The sequence below is a fragment of the Gammaproteobacteria bacterium (ex Lamellibrachia satsuma) genome (genome assembly GCA_019623805.1).
Classification (GTDB): Bacteria; Pseudomonadota; Gammaproteobacteria; order Chromatiales; family Chromatiaceae; genus QGON01.
Genome location: CP053680.1, coordinates 2,885,251 through 2,902,197, shown reverse-complemented (window position 1 = coordinate 2,902,197; position 16,947 = coordinate 2,885,251). Strand labels below are relative to the sequence as shown.

The window sequence follows — 16,947 nt, the reverse complement described above, 5'->3', positions numbered from 1 at the left end:
CAGCCATAGGAATAACAGATGATTCGTATTGTCTTACGCGTAACCTGGATGTTGTTGGGCTGGATTGAACTGATCCTGCTTACGTTGCTGCTCTATCCACTCTCATATCTTCCGGCACGCGCAGAGCCCCGGCGCTGGTATATACACCTGTTCAGGCTGTGGTCCGGTGCCTTCGTACATGCATTGGGTGTCGATCTGCGCCTGCATCAGAAGAACCAACACCCGTTGCCAAAGCAGTTTATTCTGATTGCAAATCACCCCTCCGCCTTTGAGGACATAGGTATTCCTTCTCTGTTCGACGTCCATTCCGTCGCCAAGATTGAAGTGCGTGACTGGTGGATCACAGGCAGAATAAGTGCAGCGGCAGGAACACTTTTTGTTCGCAGGGAATCCAAAGAGTCCCGCAAGAATGTTACCGAAGAGATTGCCAATGCACTGCGCAATGGCCTCAATATTGCTATCTACCCTGAAGGCGGCATCAAAGGGAAACGTTTGCACGATGATTTTCGTTACGGCATCTTTGATATTTCGAAACGCACCGGCATTCCGATTTTACCGGTCTATCTACACTATGAATCACAGGATGACTTTCATTGGGGCGACCAGTCACTGCCGGAAAAGATAGTTGAATTCATGCTGACGAAAAACAACCGGGTTAATTACTATCTGTACGATGCAATCCAACCCGAGCAGTTTGAAGATAAGGAATCATACTGCCAATTTGTGTATGAAAAATATCAGCTCTGGCAGGAGAAATATCTTGATTGAAACAGGGGACGTAGGGTGCACCGTGCGCACCCTACCGAGGAAACAAACGCCACCCTTCGACTTTTTAGGTGGCTTGAACGCCGAAACCTGGGTTAATAGGTCAACTGTCTCCCGCTTCCGAAAGCTGGAACTGCAACTTCCCGCTGGCAATCTGTCTCACCCGGCCTCGATGCACGGGACTGAGCGAGAGAAAGCGGGAGAAGAATCGCCAATAAGGTGGCGCCACGCCCATCATGTGCAAGAGCCTGAAAGCACGCACAGTCATTGGGCTGCTGGATGGGTCTTCCGCCGCATGGACAACATTAGGACAAACCGATACCGCCTGATTCACCCGGCGTAACAGCCACTCTTCTGAAACCGCCGGGGAGAAATAAAAAACCGATTGAGCAAGATCCATGTTCTTGGGCAGATATCCTGTCTGAAACGACTGTTCAGCCAACTCTGTGCCGGGCAGTATGCGGATGCCGGTGGTGAACATCGGCAGGCAGCTTTTCCAGTTCAGATGAGACTCCACAAATGAGACAGTCTCCTCGGCAGTCTCCTTGGTCTCACCCGGCGCACCAAGCATGAAAAACCACATGCTCGGGATACCTGAACGTCGCACCCGCCCGGCACACTGGCGGACTGCCTCGACATCAAATCCCTTGCGCATGGAGTCGAGAATACGATCACTCGCGCTCTCCGGTGTCACCATCATTGAGTTGAATCCAGCCCGCTTCATCAGAGTCAGTAATTCATCGGAGAGATGGCGTGGATTGACCCCCATGGTGGTCAAATTCACCTTCAAACCCGAACGGATGATCTCTTCGCAGAGTTCGATAGCGTAACTTTCCGGAGAGTTGAAGACCGAGTCGATGAACTCGAAGCAGCGGGGATTTTTCACCCTTTTCACTTCCCGCATCTCTGCCACCACATCCTGTGGAGAACGCTTGCGAAAACGCCTGCCCTCGATAGTGGGGTAGGTGCAGTAGGTACAATGTAGCGGGCATCCCCGCTTGGTCTGGATCGGCCAAGTTGCGCCCAGGCGTTCATAGCGTTTCCAGGAGATCCAGCGCTCCATGCCGGAAGCTCCGAAAGCGGGTAGACGTTGAGCCTGTGCCGGGATAATTCGGGTGGATTCCCGAAAGCAGACACCGGGAATTTCTCGATAGCCCCCCTCTCCCTCCATCTCTTCCAATAGCTGGGGAAAAACCGACTCACCCTCACCCAGCACAGCAAAATCCGCATCGATGTGGCTCAGGGCGTTGCATCCAAGGATCGATATCGCCGGGCCACCCAGCACAATCTTTGCGTCGCTGACCTCCCGGACCAATGAGATTTGCTGCGCCAATACTTCCAGGTGGGTCAATAGGCGCTGATGTACCACGTTATCGATATTACGTACCGAAATAGCCACCACCTGGGGCTGAAAGTGTTCCAGCGTAGCTCGCAGTTGCTGCAGGCCACGTTCATTAACCAGCATGTCGACAAACTCGACATCGTGCCCAGCATCCTGCGTGGCGCTGGCCACATAACTCAACCCGACCGGCGGCGCGGGCAGGAGATCACGAACGTGGTTTGAGTAGATGAAGAGAACGCGCATTTTGTGAATTCTTAGGGACTGATTTCCGACCGTAAACTCGGTTCAGTATAGCGAAATCCACAACTTAATAACCAACGCTATTCGTATGGCAGGGTGATATCCATATGTGGAAAACGATCGGCAAAGATTGCTCTCCAGCGTGCCCATATCTTTTCACACTGGATCCCTATCATCTGAAATGGGTTTGAACAGTTAGCTTATATGATCAGAACAACCAAAGCGGTCAAGGCCCAAATCACGGCGGCGATCAAAACAACTGTATCTAAATGGGTTTGAGTTTTCGTACTCATCGTCATACCTCACTGCTCAATCTGGTAGTTCGATTAGCTATATGTAATGGTTGAAAAATGACCCCATACGAATGGTAAGGGCATGGGGCCAATTTTCATACCTGCACTGTCTGTCTTTAAGGAGTATCGAGGAGCGGGCAGCAATACGGCTCAAGCTGGAATTATGGCTTTTGCTGCCCTTTCCCGATGGTTCCTATTGTCTACAATCGTAAAATATAGGCATTGACAATTCTTAATTTGCGATCTTCTAAATAACACCCAGTGAAAGACAAAGATCGCAGAGATGCGAATGTCACGAGAAAATTTACTGATAATCAATCCCTTACCTTCGTGTTCTTTGTGCTTAGACAGGGCTTTCTGGACAAACACTAATTTCGTTTTTTGTGAAGTTCGTTATTTTTTTCTGGAGCAAAACTTCAGAACGGTTTATTGAGCGAATCTTTATTGGCCTTCCATCCTGAAACTAAGCAATAAGTTCAGTACTGTAGAGGCTTTTTAAAGGTTCAGACATGACCATTGCTGTCTGAGGTACAGCTTAACCTATGCGATTCAGCATTCCAGCACCATATATTTGTTGGCGTTAAATAGACTCCACCGACCCATCGATCCAATTCAGTTATATCCAGCCAGCTTCGCTCTCCGGCTAATACCGCATTTCCTGCTGCCGTTATAGAAAGCACCGGCTCTGGTCCGGGCGGTGAACTCAGTTGTGTTCCTGTCGATAATTCCAGCAAAGGAGGGTTGGATTCCAACAATTTATTCAGGATGTCCCAAAAGCTTGAATCACCCATAAACCTTCGTTCTTCAGTCTCCTGGTAACATCCAAATACTTTCCCAGGTTTTTTTTCGCCTTTCGAGATAATATCCAAGGCTATAGAAGCGGTGCGGGATAACCCACTCTTACAATCCGGATACTCTTGAAGCAGTCTCAGAATTGCACCTCTGAGAAAAGGCAATATCGATGTATCCTCTTCCAGAAGGCGTTGCCACCTTATCGGGAGTGGTGACCTAAATGCAGCCCACGCCTTTTTTGCCAAAGACAAGTGCTCTTCAGTAATGATCTCTTCAAATCTTAATAATCCTTTCATCTGATCCGGGGTTGCCATCCCCAGATATTGTTCTGTACAGATAATCGTCAGCTTTGTCTCTTCAGGAGGATTGTCCGAAAACCAGTCCAGGATCTGCAAAATCTGTAATTGATCATATAGATCATGTTCAAACCACAATATGACCTTTGAGTAGTTTCGATATCGGCAAAGTGTTTCATCCCTTTGGACGAAACTCTCATTAATGGCTTTAGGATCGCCCCAGCCCTGATCGATAATAAACTGCGCGCGTGACCTGGAAAGCTTTTCCAGTGGCAAGTCAGCAGGTACTGGACCATCGTGCAGAACGTCACGCCAGGGAAGAAAGTCACCTTGAACCCCGGCTTCTTTCATTGCGGGTATCGCACTATCGCCATTTGTGATGTTCAGATTATTTTCCATACACCTCCAGCATAACGCAGAAGCCAGCGGAATCTGATATTTTAATTGGGAAACCTCTGATTAGCCGTCTCACTGTCATCCCGACCGCAGAGGGAGACCTCAAACCACAAACAGGTCGTCAAATTATTCAAAAATTCCATTATCCAGTTTTATCAACATCTCCTCGGTAACCTGCCCGAAACGAATAATGCTTACACCCTTATGATCCTTCAGAAACTCCTCCGCATCTTCTTTTGTTTCCAGAGGAATCAACTCGTGCCCCATTGGCCCCAACACATCTGAACCGATTACGTAGAAAGCCTCATGCGCATCGATGAGCGCCAAACCGTAATACTCCGTGACGCCAATTGAATCGATGTTTTCAGCTTGGTGCCCCGGCGCCCACTTCGGTAAATCCAGCAGATATTTGAAGAGATCTTTTGCACCGTCGAAATGATGCGCATGGCCATCCTTGTAGCGTACTGTTGCCACCCATTCAGGATACTTTGCGACAAACATGCCGCATACTGGGCAGATATCTGTCAGGCCAGGTTTTGGCAGGTCGACTGGTCCTGAAATAGCAGGTTGTGCCAGCAACATCACAACCAGAATAATTATTGGAAAGGCTCTGTTATCAATGTTCATAACATTTCCATCTCAGGCATATCATTCGATTGAAGGAGCAGCGCCACGCCGCTCCTTCAATATTTTCAGAAAACTATGAGGAGATATAAATTTCACAAGGACTGTGAGATCGGTATTTTATCTCGCAGGAAATATCTCCCAATACTTCTTCCACGACCTACGACAATCAGCCATTTTTCTTCATTTTCATCATATGTTTACGGCGCTCTGCACGACGCATGCGAACCATGACTGTATCCGCAGCCATGCTGAGATACGACTCCCGCAGAGCATCATCAAAAGTACCCAACTCACCACCATGTTTCTTTTGCGCTGCCTTGGCGGCGTCGACGGAGGCGAAGGCCTTTTTGCTCTTCTTGGTCATGACTCCTTTAAGTTTGGCGCCGATCAGGTAGCTCGCCTTGTCCACTTCCACCAGCGGCTTGATCTTGGCATCGGAACCTAAATCGGCTCCATAGATTGCCTTGGGCCCACGATCAATGTTCAGCGACAGACTGATAGCCAGGCAGTGAATGGAGCAGGTGCCGTCCACCAGGCCATCATCATACTGCACAAGATGACGACTGTGATGAAACTTGGTGCGGTCCATGCCGCAGTAGGGGCACTTGGGATATTTCTGCAGCTCGTTTTCCAATGGATTATCATCCGGTGCCGTCTTGGGGATAAACTGCAGTGGCGTACCGTCACCAAAACATTTCTCACCGGTAGCCTTGACCCAACCCTTGCCGGGAACCATGACACCAATGCCCTGTCCCGCTGTTGCCGTAGCGGCCAAACCACCGAGACCGACGGCAGCCAACATCTTCATCATATTTCTACGATCGATCTTTTTCTCTTCGCTCATGATCTACTGCTCCTTACTTTTCCAGTAAACAAAGTTTGCGGTTTAAGTACAATGCAAGATCTACACCGCTTTATAGATCTAACGAATCATCAATAACTTAAACGAACACCCACTGCTCGCTCTGTCTGCAAAATACCTTGCCTGCGTGATATGACGCAGTAAACAGACGCTACCAGTTGGCCAGTCCACGCATGATGTTGTAGAAGGTCACCCCCTCATAGACTGTCCATAGCCCGAGTAAAATCACACTGACGCCAGCCAGTTTTGCCAAACTACCCCGCGCTTTTAGACCAATAAATGAACCCAGAAGACTGACTGCTGCCATGGCGGGCAGTGTTCCCGCCCCGAAAGCCAACATCAGCAGTCCGGCATTTAGTGGATCTGCACTGGCCGCAGCCTTGATCGCTACTGAAAAAACCAGACTGCAGGGAACAAAACCATTGAACAGACCGACAACTAATGGAAGACTCTGTTTTTGATTTATAAAATCATCTCCTGAAAACCACACTTTCCGGGATTGTTGTATTCTCTTCTTTCCAATCAGGTCCAGCAGATTCAAACCAAGGATGACAACCAATACACCGGCAAGAATCATCAGGACTCCCTGCGCTTTGCCGACGATACCTGCCTGCACCACCACCTGCCCAAGCAGAGCACCGCTGACACCAAGAAGGGTATAGACCCCGATACGTGCTCCATGAAATGCCAATACGGGAAGCAGGTTGGGAAAGTTGCCATAGCGGATGAAAAATCCACCATTGATGCCGCCGCACATGCCGACACAGTGAAAGGCTCCGAAGATACCCGTGGCAAAAGCAAGCGCAAGGGTGAACTCGCCGTTCACAGCAGTTCCTCGACAATCTTGTGGAAGACTTCCGGCGTGGATTCACCCAGTATCCGGGTATGCAGATTACCCTGGCGGTCGACAATGAAAGTGGTTGGAAGTGCAATCACCCCATAACGGCGCGCCACCTCTCCGTCCCGATCCAACAGTACATCGTAGGAGATATTCAACTTGCGGATAAAAGCAGCGGCAGTTTTCCGGTCCTGCCGCACATTGATTGCCAAAATGGCCAGTCCCCGCTCTTGATTTTGTTGATAGACCGGTTCGATATTTTTCATCTCTGATTCACAGAAAGGACACCAGTCGGCCCAGAAACGGATGGCTACCACCTTGCCCCGCAAAGCATTCGGAAAGTCCAACGAGCCACTTTCCAACCGATCCAGGATAAAACCAGGCATCGACTGACCTTTGATCAGCTTTGGCGATTCATCACTACAGCCCATCAACACCACCAATACCAAAACAGCTATCGTGAAGTGACGCATTGACTGTGGGTTCTGGATAAAATTCACCACCAAACCTCCGACATCACCAGGTTGGAACTCAACACAGCCCAAGTGGCAATCAGATAAAACAACCCGAAAAGACCAATGGCCATCCAGGTCAGTCGAGGCGCATCCCGTTCTACCGCTTCTGTGAGGCTCGGAACCCGTTTCCAGGGTGCAATCATCCCAGCCCCAAAAGCCAGAGCTGTGGCAAAAAATAGCGGAATATAGAGAAAGTAACCTGCATAGTCGTGCCCCGATTTTAGAATACAGAACGGACAATGATGATGAGGATGTTCATAGATATAGAGTGATACGAACGAGACGATGGCCACCAAAGCCATAACAAAAGCCGCACCGCTCAGTATCGCAAACAGAGATCCGCCGCTACGTTTCAGTCCATACCAGACCCCACTTGCCAGGGCTGCAACACCCGTACCGTAGAGGGCGAACATAGCGCTTCTCGGTTGCAGACTGGAGACCTCTGCTGCCACGCCTTCCGCATCTGCAGAGAAAAGCGCCCCGCAGCAGGAGGTAATGACATCCGGATCCATCTCCAGAAAGTGACGGAGTTGTACGTAAAACTCTGCCAACACCATCGGCACGATCAACAGCAGCAGAGCGTACTTCAGTTTTACCAGTGGATAGTCATAACCCTGGTTATCCAGGTAGTTGAGTGCCAACCAGGCCGCACCGCTGAAGAAGATCGTCATCTTCAAAAACAGGGTGGGCCACCCCCACTCATTCACATTGAGCACACCAGTTGCGCACATGGCGCCCACAAACTGACCGGACATAGATTCGGCGTTGTAGATGAACAGCAGCAGGGAGACCAGTTCCGAGGCAAATGCCCAGGTAAGCAGAGTCGAGATCAGATAGGTGCGCCGCTCCAGATTCAGTTGGCGCTCACTACCACTGCTGATATCCCAATGCCGAACAACCTGCAAGCCGAAACCCGCAGCCAGCAGCAACATCAGACTGACCACAGCAGAGACCAGGACAAGCGCCATGATAGCCGGATTCAGCAGCATGATTCACTCCTGCACAAGCAAACCATCACACATCTCCACTACCCGGTTCACCACTGGTGAATCGAAGACGACTGGATCGTGACTGGTGATCAAAATGGTCTTCCCAGATTTGTACAACTCATCGATCAGACCCATGAATTCGCGAGAGAGTTTTGTATCGAGATTAGCCGTTGGTTCATCCGCAATCAAAATCTTCGGGTCATTGATCAAGGCACGGCAGATCGCCACCCGCTGGGCCTCGCCACCAGATAGCCACTCCACTGGGTTATCGGCCTTGCTGCTCAGGTTGAAGTGATCCAGCAGACGGTGTGCCGACTCCACCAAGACCTTATGGTCAGGCGCAAGCGGATAGGCTGGCAGCATGATGTTTTCCAGCACGCTCAGACCCTGGATCAGATTGAATTTTTGGAAGATAAAACCAAAGGTATGGCGCCTGATATCAGTCAGAAAACGTTCCGGCAGACCGGAGATGGTTCGATCCCCAAGCTGAATACGGCCACTGGTCGGCCGCGAGAGACAACCGATCATGGAGAGCAGCGTGGTCTTACCGGAACCACTCGCCCCTTTAAGACAGGTGACCTTGTTGGGTTCAATCTTCAGGGAAACACCTTGGATAGCCCAAAACTCATTTGGCCGGCCCTGGTTAAAGGCCTTCTTGATATCAGTCAGTTCAATGAGCATCTGCAACTACCGCATAATCGCATCGGGGTCGGTGATCGAGGCTTGCCATATTGGGATGATGGTTGCCACGGTGTAGGGAAAGACCGTAAAGAAGAAGAGCGTTGCCACCTGCATGCCATCGATAAATGGCGTCAGCTGAAAATCGGGATAGAGCACGGCCCAGCCCTTGAGCACCGGTTCAAACAGACTGGCCGACCCGTAAAAGACGTGGGCATAGGCAGCCAGATACCCAATAATAAAAGCGGCAAGCGAGACAATGGCCCCCTCCCAGAACTTCATCCTTAATACATCTCCGGTCTCCCAACCCACCGCTTTCAGGATGCCGATCTCCCGCTTCTCTTCCGCGCTGAGACCAGACGCCTTGTCCCAGGCAAAGATCACAAAGGCAAGCACCGCACCGGCCAACAGGACAAAAACAATGCCCTGGCGCCAGGAGAAGATGCTGTCGTAGGTACGCAACACCTCTTCACGCAGGATGGGACGCGTATCCGGCAGTTTCAGCGAGAGCTTCTCCGCGATCTTTTGAACCTCTCGCGGGTTGCGCACCGACAGCACAAGATCGGTAAAGTAACCGTCAGGAACGCCAAACGTGACCCGATAGGCCTTCTCAGAGAGAAAAACCAGATCTGCGCTGACCAGTTCCGACACCGTATCGAGTATATCTGTCACCTGAAAGGAGTAGGCCTCACCATCGTGGGAGCGGAAAGTGATCCAGTCTCCGATACCGACCCCCCGAGTACGTGCGATAGCCGCTCCAATGATCGTTTCCGTGGTGGAAAGTCCCTTTGTTTCATCCACCATCATGGTGTAGTTGGCCTTTACCGCGGGATCGTAGAAATACCCCCAAAGACGCCCTTTCTTCTCCACCACGCCACGCAACCGGCCAATGCGATCCAGATAGTCCGCAGGCATCAAGGCGTGCCGACCGGCCACCATGCGTTGAAGAATGATCTCCGGTGACTGCTGTAAAATGATCCCTGCCTCATGTCGCAGCGCATGGGTAAACAGCATGACAGAGGCAAGCATGAAGACTATGAGCGTATAGACAAACAGGAGACCAAAATTTTTACCTTTACGCCGTAACAGTGAAGCCAGGGTAAAGTCGATCAGATACTTCTGTTTGCGGAAAAAATCGATCACCGACCAAACCTCTGAGGGGGAAAAATCAATGAGCCGCTGGGAAAGTGCTCCAAAGCCATCGGATGATCCTGAAACGCTGAATGCAGATCCGACTGACTCGGGTGACGCGTATAACGTGCTTCGGTGAACAAGGCCAAGTCAGTCAATCCCAACTCCGCCACCAGGGCTGAACGATGTTGCAGATCCGCAGTTGCCGATTGACGGAGAAGTTCCGCATCCACAAGGGTGAAAATCAGGCACAGAACAGCGCTGAAAAAAACTATCAGAAGTGTGTTTGATCGCCTCATTGACTGCGTAATCACTATTATAAATGGTGTGGATAGCGACCAGTCTAGAGTGCCGGAATACAGCTGCTCATTGACAACAATCAGTCTGCCAAAAAAGAAATGAAGAGTGTGGCAAATGACCTGTTTTTCACGAAATGATCAGTCGTATGAGAGCAGTCACCTGAAAAATCAGATTGCTAAAATCTGTATGAAGGAATTTTGGAGGACTTTAAGGCAGACGTGGATCAGGTTAGGCGTGCACCTGTGGACACTCACCGGCAAAAGCCGGTGGCTTCAGGGTGGAGTATTAAACCGGATTAGCTTTCTATTGCATACTTCTTGATGCGGTACAGCAGAGTATCTCGACTGAGTCCAAGCATACGCGCCGCCTTGCTTCGGTTCCCCAGTGTCCGACTCAACGCCTGGCGAATCAGGTTGGCTTCCAGTTCATCCATATTCAAGCCAGCAGCAGGCAAGACAAAATCACCGCGCTGCTGCGACTGGGGAATCACCTCATGGCGGAACTCCCTCGGCAGGTTTTCAGGCTGGACCGCCCGACCGCTAAACAGGATCAGCATCCTTTCGCAGAAATTCTTCAGCTCACGGACATTTCCCGGCCAGCTGTAGCGACGCAGAACTTTCAAGACGGAGCGACTGTAGTTTGGTGCATCAAGACTGTACTGGTCTGACAATTCTTCCGTCAGCCTGTTGAACAGCAGTTCCACATCACCCGGACGTTCACGCAATGCAGGCAGTTCCAGGGGAACGACATAGAGCCTGTAGTAGAGATCCTGACGAAAACTGCCCTCTTTTACCGCCTTGCCAAGATCCCTGTTTGTCGCGGCAATCACCCGGACATTCAGTTTTTCAGCCTTAGGGTAACCCACGGCCTGACACTCACCCGAATCGATAAACCGCAGCAGCTTCGATTGAATCGAGTGGGGCAGTTCCCCCACCTCATCCAGAAAAAGCGTACCACCATCAGCCGCTTTCACCTTGCCCATTTCGTCCTGAACCGCATCGGTAAAAGCACCCTTGCGATGGCCGAAAAGCTCCGACTCAGCCAGATGCTCCGGCAGAGCCGCGCAGTTGACGGTCACGAAGGCCTTATCGGAACGCCGACTGTAGCGGTGTAACGCGTTAGCCAGCAACTCCTTGCCGGTACCGCTCTCACCGGTCACCAGCACAGTAGCGTCTGTGGCGGCAACGATTCTGGCTGCACGCAGCACCGTCTGAAACTCTGGTGCTGCCCCTAGCATGGTCTGATTCTGAATATTCATGGCGGACATCATAATTCATTTCAAGAACTGTGTGAAATGCCTTAGATCAAAACATCCACACGGGGCGCTGCCTTCGCATCCTTATCCAACTCCGGACGACACACGGCAGTCCGGCTGGGATCGACAGCATGCTTGCTGACCAGAAAATCCTCCACCGATTCTGCCCTCTGGCGCGCCAACTCCAGCAACTTCTCGTTTGTGACGGGCTTGGGCTTGGGGGGCAGCTTGATCGCCTTTTTCGTCTTTTTCGTCTTTTTGCCATCTTTTACTGTAGATTTATCGTCTTTTACTGCAACTTTTGTCGTATCTGCCTTGGCCGCTTCTGCCTTGGCCGCTTCTGCCTTGGCCGCTTCTGCCTTGGCCGCATCAACCTTGGTCTGCCACGCCTCCTGACTCCGACGATCAAACTCGACTCGATCTGCTTCTGTGGCAAAACCACATAGCTTAATGGCGATGCCCGGGCGTGACTTCAGCACTTCAGCCACCTTTTGCAGATATTTTCGATGTTCACCTTCCAACTCCCCGGAGGCTGCTGCAAAAGCGACCGGATCCAGGCGGATCGCCGAATTGCTGTCTGCCAAATGTGTGGCAATTGCTATCGCCGTTCCATAGGGAAAAAATGCTGCGCCAAGCGTGGCCAGCGCACCCGTCTTGATAGCCTTACCCAACGCAATCGAAATCACATCGCTGGGGTCTATCTGGAGATTACCCATCTCCCCGGAGACGGGAATATTCAATACGATATTGTCGTTTTTATCCTCCAGTATGCCGAGGGCGGTATCCAGCGGCATGGAGATCTTTGCAGTGAGTTTCTGCGCCTTTTCGTCACTCACCGGAGAAACCTCAAGCCTGTTGATTTCAATCTTGTTGTCCGCCGCAATCTGTCCCTTGTCGAGATTGAAGTCCATGGTCAGATCCAACTCGCCGCTATCCATGTTGTAACCTATGGTGTCTCCTGAATAAGGGGAGACCTTAGGCAGCTCAAACGCATCGATCTTACCTTTAACATGACCGCTGGGAGGGCGATAAAAAGGTGTGTACTCAGCATCCAATGTGAAACGGGTGTGCCTGCCAAGATTGGCGTTAAGATTGAGACTGGTCAGCTTCTCCGGTTGGGTACTGTCTATTCCCTCTACCTCGAAAGCTTCGATGATTGTCGTCATGGCAAAGGGAGGATCGACAAAATCGTCCCGCACATGGATTTTATTCTCCCCCTGCCAGACGATCTGATCGATCACAATCGGCAGCGGCATTTCGACAGCCCCCTCTATTTTCTGCTCAGGCTGCGCCGGTTTTTCTTCGGTCTCCTCCAGTTTCTGCTCGACTTCCTGAATCGAAACCGCAGGCTGTGCTTCGGCATCGATCTTGCCTGCCTCTCCCGTCAACAGCTCAGTCATCAGCTCCTGGAAGACGACAACATTCCAGTGCCCCTTTCCGGATCTTCTCAGGGTCTTTTCAATGCCCTGTTTTTCGATCTGTTTTATGATTAATCCGTCCTCCATCGAAAATGACCAGTCACGGAGATGGATCGATTCAGTGAACAGGATACGTTCTCCCTCCTGCTCTACGGGCGCAGAGAGTTCCAGCCCTTTGAAAGCGGTCTCTGTCATGGCCAGGCGGTTACCCTCGGTTATGGCCACCTCCGTCATCTTCAGCTGCTCCAAGGAAAACAAGACCACTTGACTGCGGGTGTCGCGAAAGTTGATGCCATCGAGTTGTGAACTACCCGCTGCAGTGACAACCGGCGCTTCATCGCCGGTCTGCAGCGCAAATCGGCCATTCCACTCAAACTGCTCATTGGCCAGCGCCATTCCCGGATCAGGCAGATTTCCCTCAAGTGATTTCAACCCCAGGCGGCCCTCTGTTATCAATGTCAGGGCTGCCATCTGCGGATCAGGTTGATCCAGAGAGAAATCTCCTGACCAAAGCACCCCCGCCAACTGCACCGCCCCCTGTGGAATGGAGAGGTCCACCCCATCCACCCGCAGATCGCTGTGATTCGAGAGCTGCAGTCCCCCCGCCTCATTTCTGTCCATCTTAAACCGCAGCTTGCCGAGTTTCAGGGCAGCAACCGCAATCTGCGCCTGCTGTTCACTCGCACTGTTGATCAGCAGGTGACCCAAATCCATATCCCCTTCGACCTTGAGCGCCTGGCCTTTCAGCGCCACATCTCCCTGCCAGTTCATCTTTTCCAGTGAGAGGGCATTCTGCGGATCAGAAAGCTGCAGCTGACTTGTCATCACCTTGGCCCGATTGGAGAGTTCAAGCTGTCCCGCCTTATCAATGGCAAGTTTGAGGTCCAAACCGCTGATCTCTACCGCCTCTGTAGCCGCCTCTCCCAAATCAGAGGCACGGCCATCCATTTTCGTCTGCTGCAATCCGAGATCCCCAAACACCTGCAGATGCAGGCCTTGAGGACCCTGAGTCAGTTGAACCCTCCCCTTCCAACGGGTTGCACCACTCGCTATCTTCATTACAGGGTTGGGTAGATCCACCTCGGTCATTTGATGATTGAGACTGCCGTCCAGATCCAGTTCCAATCCTGCCGCAGAGGACCAACCACCCTGTATGGTGCCGTCCCATCGGGTCGATTTGTCTGCCACCTCAACCCAAGGCGTCATTAGCTGGAGAGCATCCGTGCCCAGGTTGCCATTGGTACTCCAGTGGAATCGACCTTCCGGTTTAAGTTCGACTTTGAAGGCGCTGTCGATGGTTAACTTGCCTTTTAACCGGGGCACACTCTCCGAGACCAACGTCTGAATCGGATCCAGTAAAATCTGGGCCAGCTCCAATTGTCCCGAAACCCAAGGTTCGTCAACAAACGGCCGGCTCTCCCCCGCTAGCATAAGAGGCACCTGATTGAGCTTGCCGGAGAGGTTGAATCGAGCTGTGCGTTGAGGTTTCCAACTCACCACATCTTCAAGCCGGAGACGATCGATCGCCAGTTCGCTGTTAAAATCGCCGTTGGTATACTTGACCGTCGTGTTGACAATCTTCAATTGATCAATCGCAAATCCCCAAGGCTCTCCCTCTCCACCCATGGCCTCGCCGCCAAGGGTGCGTATCACGATACCGCCAAAGTGCACCACGCCCTCCGCCTTCTGCTCCATGCCGAGCTGCAGGCCATCGACTTCAACCATACGAAGCCGGGCGCGGCGACTGAAGAGGAAATGCCAGACAATCTCCGCGCTGCAATGCTTCAACTCCACACGTCGTTCTCCCTCTCCTATGGCGGAGAGTCCACGCAGATGGAAACGGCCGCTAAAGGGATTGAAATCGACATCCTCGATCTCCACCTTTCGTATCCCATGATCGAGCATATAGCTGCTGATGCCCATTTGTATGCCAAACGGGATAAAGACGAGTACACCAATGATGAGCAGCGTGAACCCACCCGTTACAGCCAAAAAACGCCTCGATTTCAGCCTGGCGGTTATGATTTTTTTTAGCGAGTCAACGGTCATGTCACGTTTCCTTGTCTGCCAATGAAAGAGTGGGACAAAATAGGCCTGTGGTTCCTATTCTAAACGTCTATACAGATAGACATAAACTCACCTGAACAACTCCCGGCATCCCTTCTCTAGTCTATACCTTCCCAAAGATCAGAAGTACCTTCCTGCCGCTATCAGAATTTGATCAAGCGAAACTCAATCAAGGTGCGGAAAAATGAATATTGTTCCCCACATGCACGGTTTTATTTCCCAGGACACGAAGACATAAGTGGGGTTTTTACCCGTTTTGGGGCAAAAAACGTGAAGCTAATCTCACTTCTTCGGGGGGTGTAAAAATGCGTGCGTCGATACCGGAAAAAGTGTGAACTGGCGACTGAAGAAGTGCAGCTGTCGCACCGATATTCTGGGTAACGGAAATATAATCAACGGGTGCAGCCATGAAAGCCTTACAAAACATCTTCGCAGTGGTACTTACCGGAATCCTGGTTACCGCATGTGGCGGAGGTGACACTATAAGTGAGGCGACCACTTCCAATAGAGTGGAGTTCGGCGGCAGTGTAGGCGACGGACCTGTAGTGGGCGCCACCGTGACGATCCGCAATCGCAACTTCGAGGTCATCTCCTCCACGACCAGTGACAACCAGGCCAACTTCGCCTATGTCGGCGAGATCGCCGATGAACAGTTCCCCCTGATCATCGAAGCCACGCTTGGTATCGACCTGGTAACCAATACGCAGCCCGACTTCATTCTCACCGCAGTGGTCATGGATCGCAGTCAAACCCGCATCAACCTGAATCCTCACTCCACCATGATCGTGAAGACGGCCCAGGCCATGTCGGGTGGACTTAACCTCGCCAACCTCAACAGCGCCCGTGAAGCGGTAATCACCAAGATGAACTTCGGCCTCGACACCGCCCTGGTAACCGATCCGATTACCAACGATATCACTGACAACAATGTTGCAGTGATTACCAAGGCCAGTGAAGTCTTCGGTGAAATGGTACGCCGTGCCAGCTACTGGATCGGCAACGGCATCGATGAAGATGCAGTTTTCGCCGCCCTGGCAGCCGATTTGACCGACGGCGCACTGGATGGCATTGGTGGACCAGGCACCAACGCACGCTATACGGCCATCGCCCATGTAGTGTCCGCCCAAGTGCTGATCGAAGCCATGCTCAATGATCTGCAGGTCAACAATGCGTCCGCCACCCTGGCGCTGGACAACGCCATCAACCAAATCATGGGTAACGCGGGCACCGCCAACCGCTCCACAACCACTGTGACGATCAATGACCTGATGATTGAGCAGGCCAAGTTTGCACTGGCCGCTGCCCGGGCCATCGATCCGAATGTGACCTTCGATAACCTCCTCACCGTTCTCTTCAGCCTGGGCACCGATGTTTCCACCACTGTGGTCACCCAAGGTTTGGGAGATAGCGGCATGAATAGCAGTGTCACTGTTTCAATCGACCAGTCCATCTCGCTTGCCGCCAGCAGCAACACAGGCGGCGTCAGCGACATCAACGTAGCCGCCAACAGCCCGGTCAGTATCAGCACCGATGGCGGCAGTACCGATGGTGGCAATACCGATGGTGGCGCAACCCCAGTTGACCACCAGCCAGTGGCTCAGGCGGATAGCGCTTCCACCATTGAGAATTCCGACGTCACCATCAATCTGTTGAGCAACGACAGTGGCCTTGAGGATGGCCCGGTGACTCTGACTGTCTCCGGCAGCGTCAGCCACGGGACTCTGCAGGTGAACAGTGACGGCACCGTGACCTACAGTCCTGCAAGTGGCTACCGCGGCGTGGACAGCTTCATCTATCAGATCACTGATGCCGATGGCGACTCGGCAACCGCCAGCGTCAACCTGACCGTGAATTGCCTCAGCCAGTGCAGCTCTAGCGTACGCATTGCCTGGAATGCAAGCACAGGCGGGGATGTAGCAAGCTATAATCTCTATCACGGCACCAGCAGCGGCAACTATGGCGACCCGATCGCAGTCGGCAACGTCGTCACCCACGACCTGGATGTCGACGGGGTAGGCAGCCACTACTTCGTTGTTACCGCTGTCAATCTCGGTGGCCACGAGTCAAGCTTCTCCAGCGAAGTCAACGTCCAACTCTGATTGAATTCTCTCCGGACAAGGATGTCCAATTTACGCCGGTCACT

Annotated in this window: 14 protein-coding genes; 2 read left to right on the top strand and 12 right to left on the bottom strand. The window is 51.8% G+C overall.

All coding sequences use genetic code 11. From position 1 onward, the window contains the following. The first annotated feature begins 18 nt into the window (after nt 1-18). The gene (locus HPY30_12790; GenBank protein ID QYZ66785.1) at nt 19-768 is read left to right on the top strand and encodes a 1-acyl-sn-glycerol-3-phosphate acyltransferase; all 750 of its coding nucleotides are present in this window, start codon (nt 19-21) and stop codon (nt 766-768) included. Nucleotides 769-868: 100 nt separating this feature from the next. Here HPY30_12790 and HPY30_12785 read toward each other — a convergent pair whose 3' ends face one another. The 12 genes from HPY30_12785 to HPY30_12730 form a co-directional block, all read right to left on the bottom strand. After that, the gene (locus HPY30_12785; GenBank protein ID QYZ66784.1) at nt 869-2,350 is read right to left on the bottom strand and encodes a radical SAM protein; all 1,482 of its coding nucleotides are present in this window, start codon (nt 2,348-2,350) and stop codon (nt 869-871) included. Between the two features lie 793 nt (nt 2,351-3,143). After that, a complete protein-coding gene (locus HPY30_12780; GenBank protein QYZ66783.1) occupies nt 3,144-4,127 on the bottom strand; it encodes a hypothetical protein in 984 nt (327 codons plus the stop codon). Between the two features lie 123 nt (nt 4,128-4,250). Further along, entirely contained in the window at nt 4,251-4,751 is a 501-nt protein-coding gene (locus HPY30_12775; protein QYZ66782.1) for a nitrous oxide reductase accessory protein NosL, read from the bottom strand. 166 nt (nt 4,752-4,917) lie between these two features. Continuing rightward, nucleotides 4,918-5,577, bottom strand: a complete 660-nt coding sequence (locus HPY30_12770; protein QYZ68033.1) for a twin-arginine translocation pathway signal protein — start codon at nt 5,575-5,577, stop codon at nt 4,918-4,920. A gap of 187 nt (nt 5,578-5,764) precedes the next feature. Continuing rightward, on the bottom strand, nt 5,765-6,439 hold the full coding sequence (locus HPY30_12765; GenBank protein ID QYZ66781.1) for a sulfite exporter TauE/SafE family protein: 675 nt from the start codon (nt 6,437-6,439) through the stop codon (nt 5,765-5,767). Continuing rightward, entirely contained in the window at nt 6,436-6,951 is a 516-nt protein-coding gene (locus HPY30_12760; protein QYZ66780.1) for a TlpA family protein disulfide reductase, read from the bottom strand. Before HPY30_12760 ends, HPY30_12765 begins: the two co-directional genes overlap by 4 nt. Then, nucleotides 6,948-7,955 carry a hypothetical protein gene (locus tag HPY30_12755; protein ID QYZ66779.1) on the bottom strand — a complete coding sequence of 336 codons (1,008 nt, stop codon included), beginning with the start codon at nt 7,953-7,955 and terminating at the stop codon, nt 6,948-6,950. Before HPY30_12755 ends, HPY30_12760 begins: the two co-directional genes overlap by 4 nt. A gap of 3 nt (nt 7,956-7,958) precedes the next feature. Then, nucleotides 7,959-8,636, bottom strand: coding sequence for an ABC transporter ATP-binding protein (locus tag HPY30_12750; GenBank protein QYZ66778.1), 678 nt, complete (start codon nt 8,634-8,636; stop codon nt 7,959-7,961). A gap of 6 nt (nt 8,637-8,642) precedes the next feature. Then, the gene (locus HPY30_12745) at nt 8,643-9,776 is read right to left on the bottom strand and encodes an FtsX-like permease family protein (protein ID QYZ66777.1); all 1,134 of its coding nucleotides are present in this window, start codon (nt 9,774-9,776) and stop codon (nt 8,643-8,645) included. Beyond that, nucleotides 9,773-10,063: a hypothetical protein gene (locus HPY30_12740; protein QYZ66776.1), complete on the bottom strand. Its 291-nt coding sequence runs from the start codon at nt 10,061-10,063 to the stop codon at nt 9,773-9,775. Before HPY30_12740 ends, HPY30_12745 begins: the two co-directional genes overlap by 4 nt. 296 nt (nt 10,064-10,359) lie before the next feature. Further along, the gene (locus HPY30_12735) at nt 10,360-11,322 is read right to left on the bottom strand and encodes a sigma-54-dependent Fis family transcriptional regulator (GenBank protein ID QYZ66775.1); all 963 of its coding nucleotides are present in this window, start codon (nt 11,320-11,322) and stop codon (nt 10,360-10,362) included. A gap of 41 nt (nt 11,323-11,363) precedes the next feature. Next, complete coding sequence (locus HPY30_12730; GenBank protein ID QYZ66774.1) at nt 11,364-14,786, bottom strand: DUF748 domain-containing protein; 3,423 nt, start codon at nt 14,784-14,786, stop codon at nt 11,364-11,366. A 425-nt stretch (nt 14,787-15,211) separates the two neighbouring features. Here HPY30_12730 and HPY30_12725 point away from each other — a divergent pair, with 425 nt between their 5' ends. After that, nucleotides 15,212-16,903, top strand: coding sequence for an Ig-like domain-containing protein (locus HPY30_12725; GenBank protein ID QYZ66773.1), 1,692 nt, complete (start codon nt 15,212-15,214; stop codon nt 16,901-16,903). The last annotated feature ends 44 nt before the right edge of the window (nt 16,904-16,947 follow it).

Excerpts from the sequence above, each read along its gene's own strand:
- HPY30_12790 (QYZ66785.1), top strand. The coding sequence starts at position 19 with ATGATTCGTATTGTCTTACGCGTAACCTGGATGTTGTTGGGCTGGATT.
- HPY30_12785 (QYZ66784.1), bottom strand. The coding sequence starts at position 2,350 with ATGCGCGTTCTCTTCATCTACTCAAACCACGTTCGTGATCTCCTGCCC.
- HPY30_12780 (QYZ66783.1), bottom strand. The coding sequence starts at position 4,127 with ATGGAAAATAATCTGAACATCACAAATGGCGATAGTGCGATACCCGCA.
- HPY30_12775 (QYZ66782.1), bottom strand. The coding sequence starts at position 4,751 with ATGAACATTGATAACAGAGCCTTTCCAATAATTATTCTGGTTGTGATG.
- HPY30_12755 (QYZ66779.1), bottom strand. The coding sequence starts at position 7,955 with ATGCTGCTGAATCCGGCTATCATGGCGCTTGTCCTGGTCTCTGCTGTG.
- HPY30_12750 (QYZ66778.1), bottom strand. The coding sequence starts at position 8,636 with ATGCTCATTGAACTGACTGATATCAAGAAGGCCTTTAACCAGGGCCGG.
- HPY30_12740 (QYZ66776.1), bottom strand. The coding sequence starts at position 10,063 with ATGAGGCGATCAAACACACTTCTGATAGTTTTTTTCAGCGCTGTTCTG.
- HPY30_12735 (QYZ66775.1), bottom strand. The coding sequence starts at position 11,322 with ATGAATATTCAGAATCAGACCATGCTAGGGGCAGCACCAGAGTTTCAG.
- HPY30_12730 (QYZ66774.1), bottom strand. The coding sequence starts at position 14,786 with ATGACCGTTGACTCGCTAAAAAAAATCATAACCGCCAGGCTGAAATCG.
- HPY30_12725 (QYZ66773.1), top strand. The coding sequence starts at position 15,212 with ATGAAAGCCTTACAAAACATCTTCGCAGTGGTACTTACCGGAATCCTG.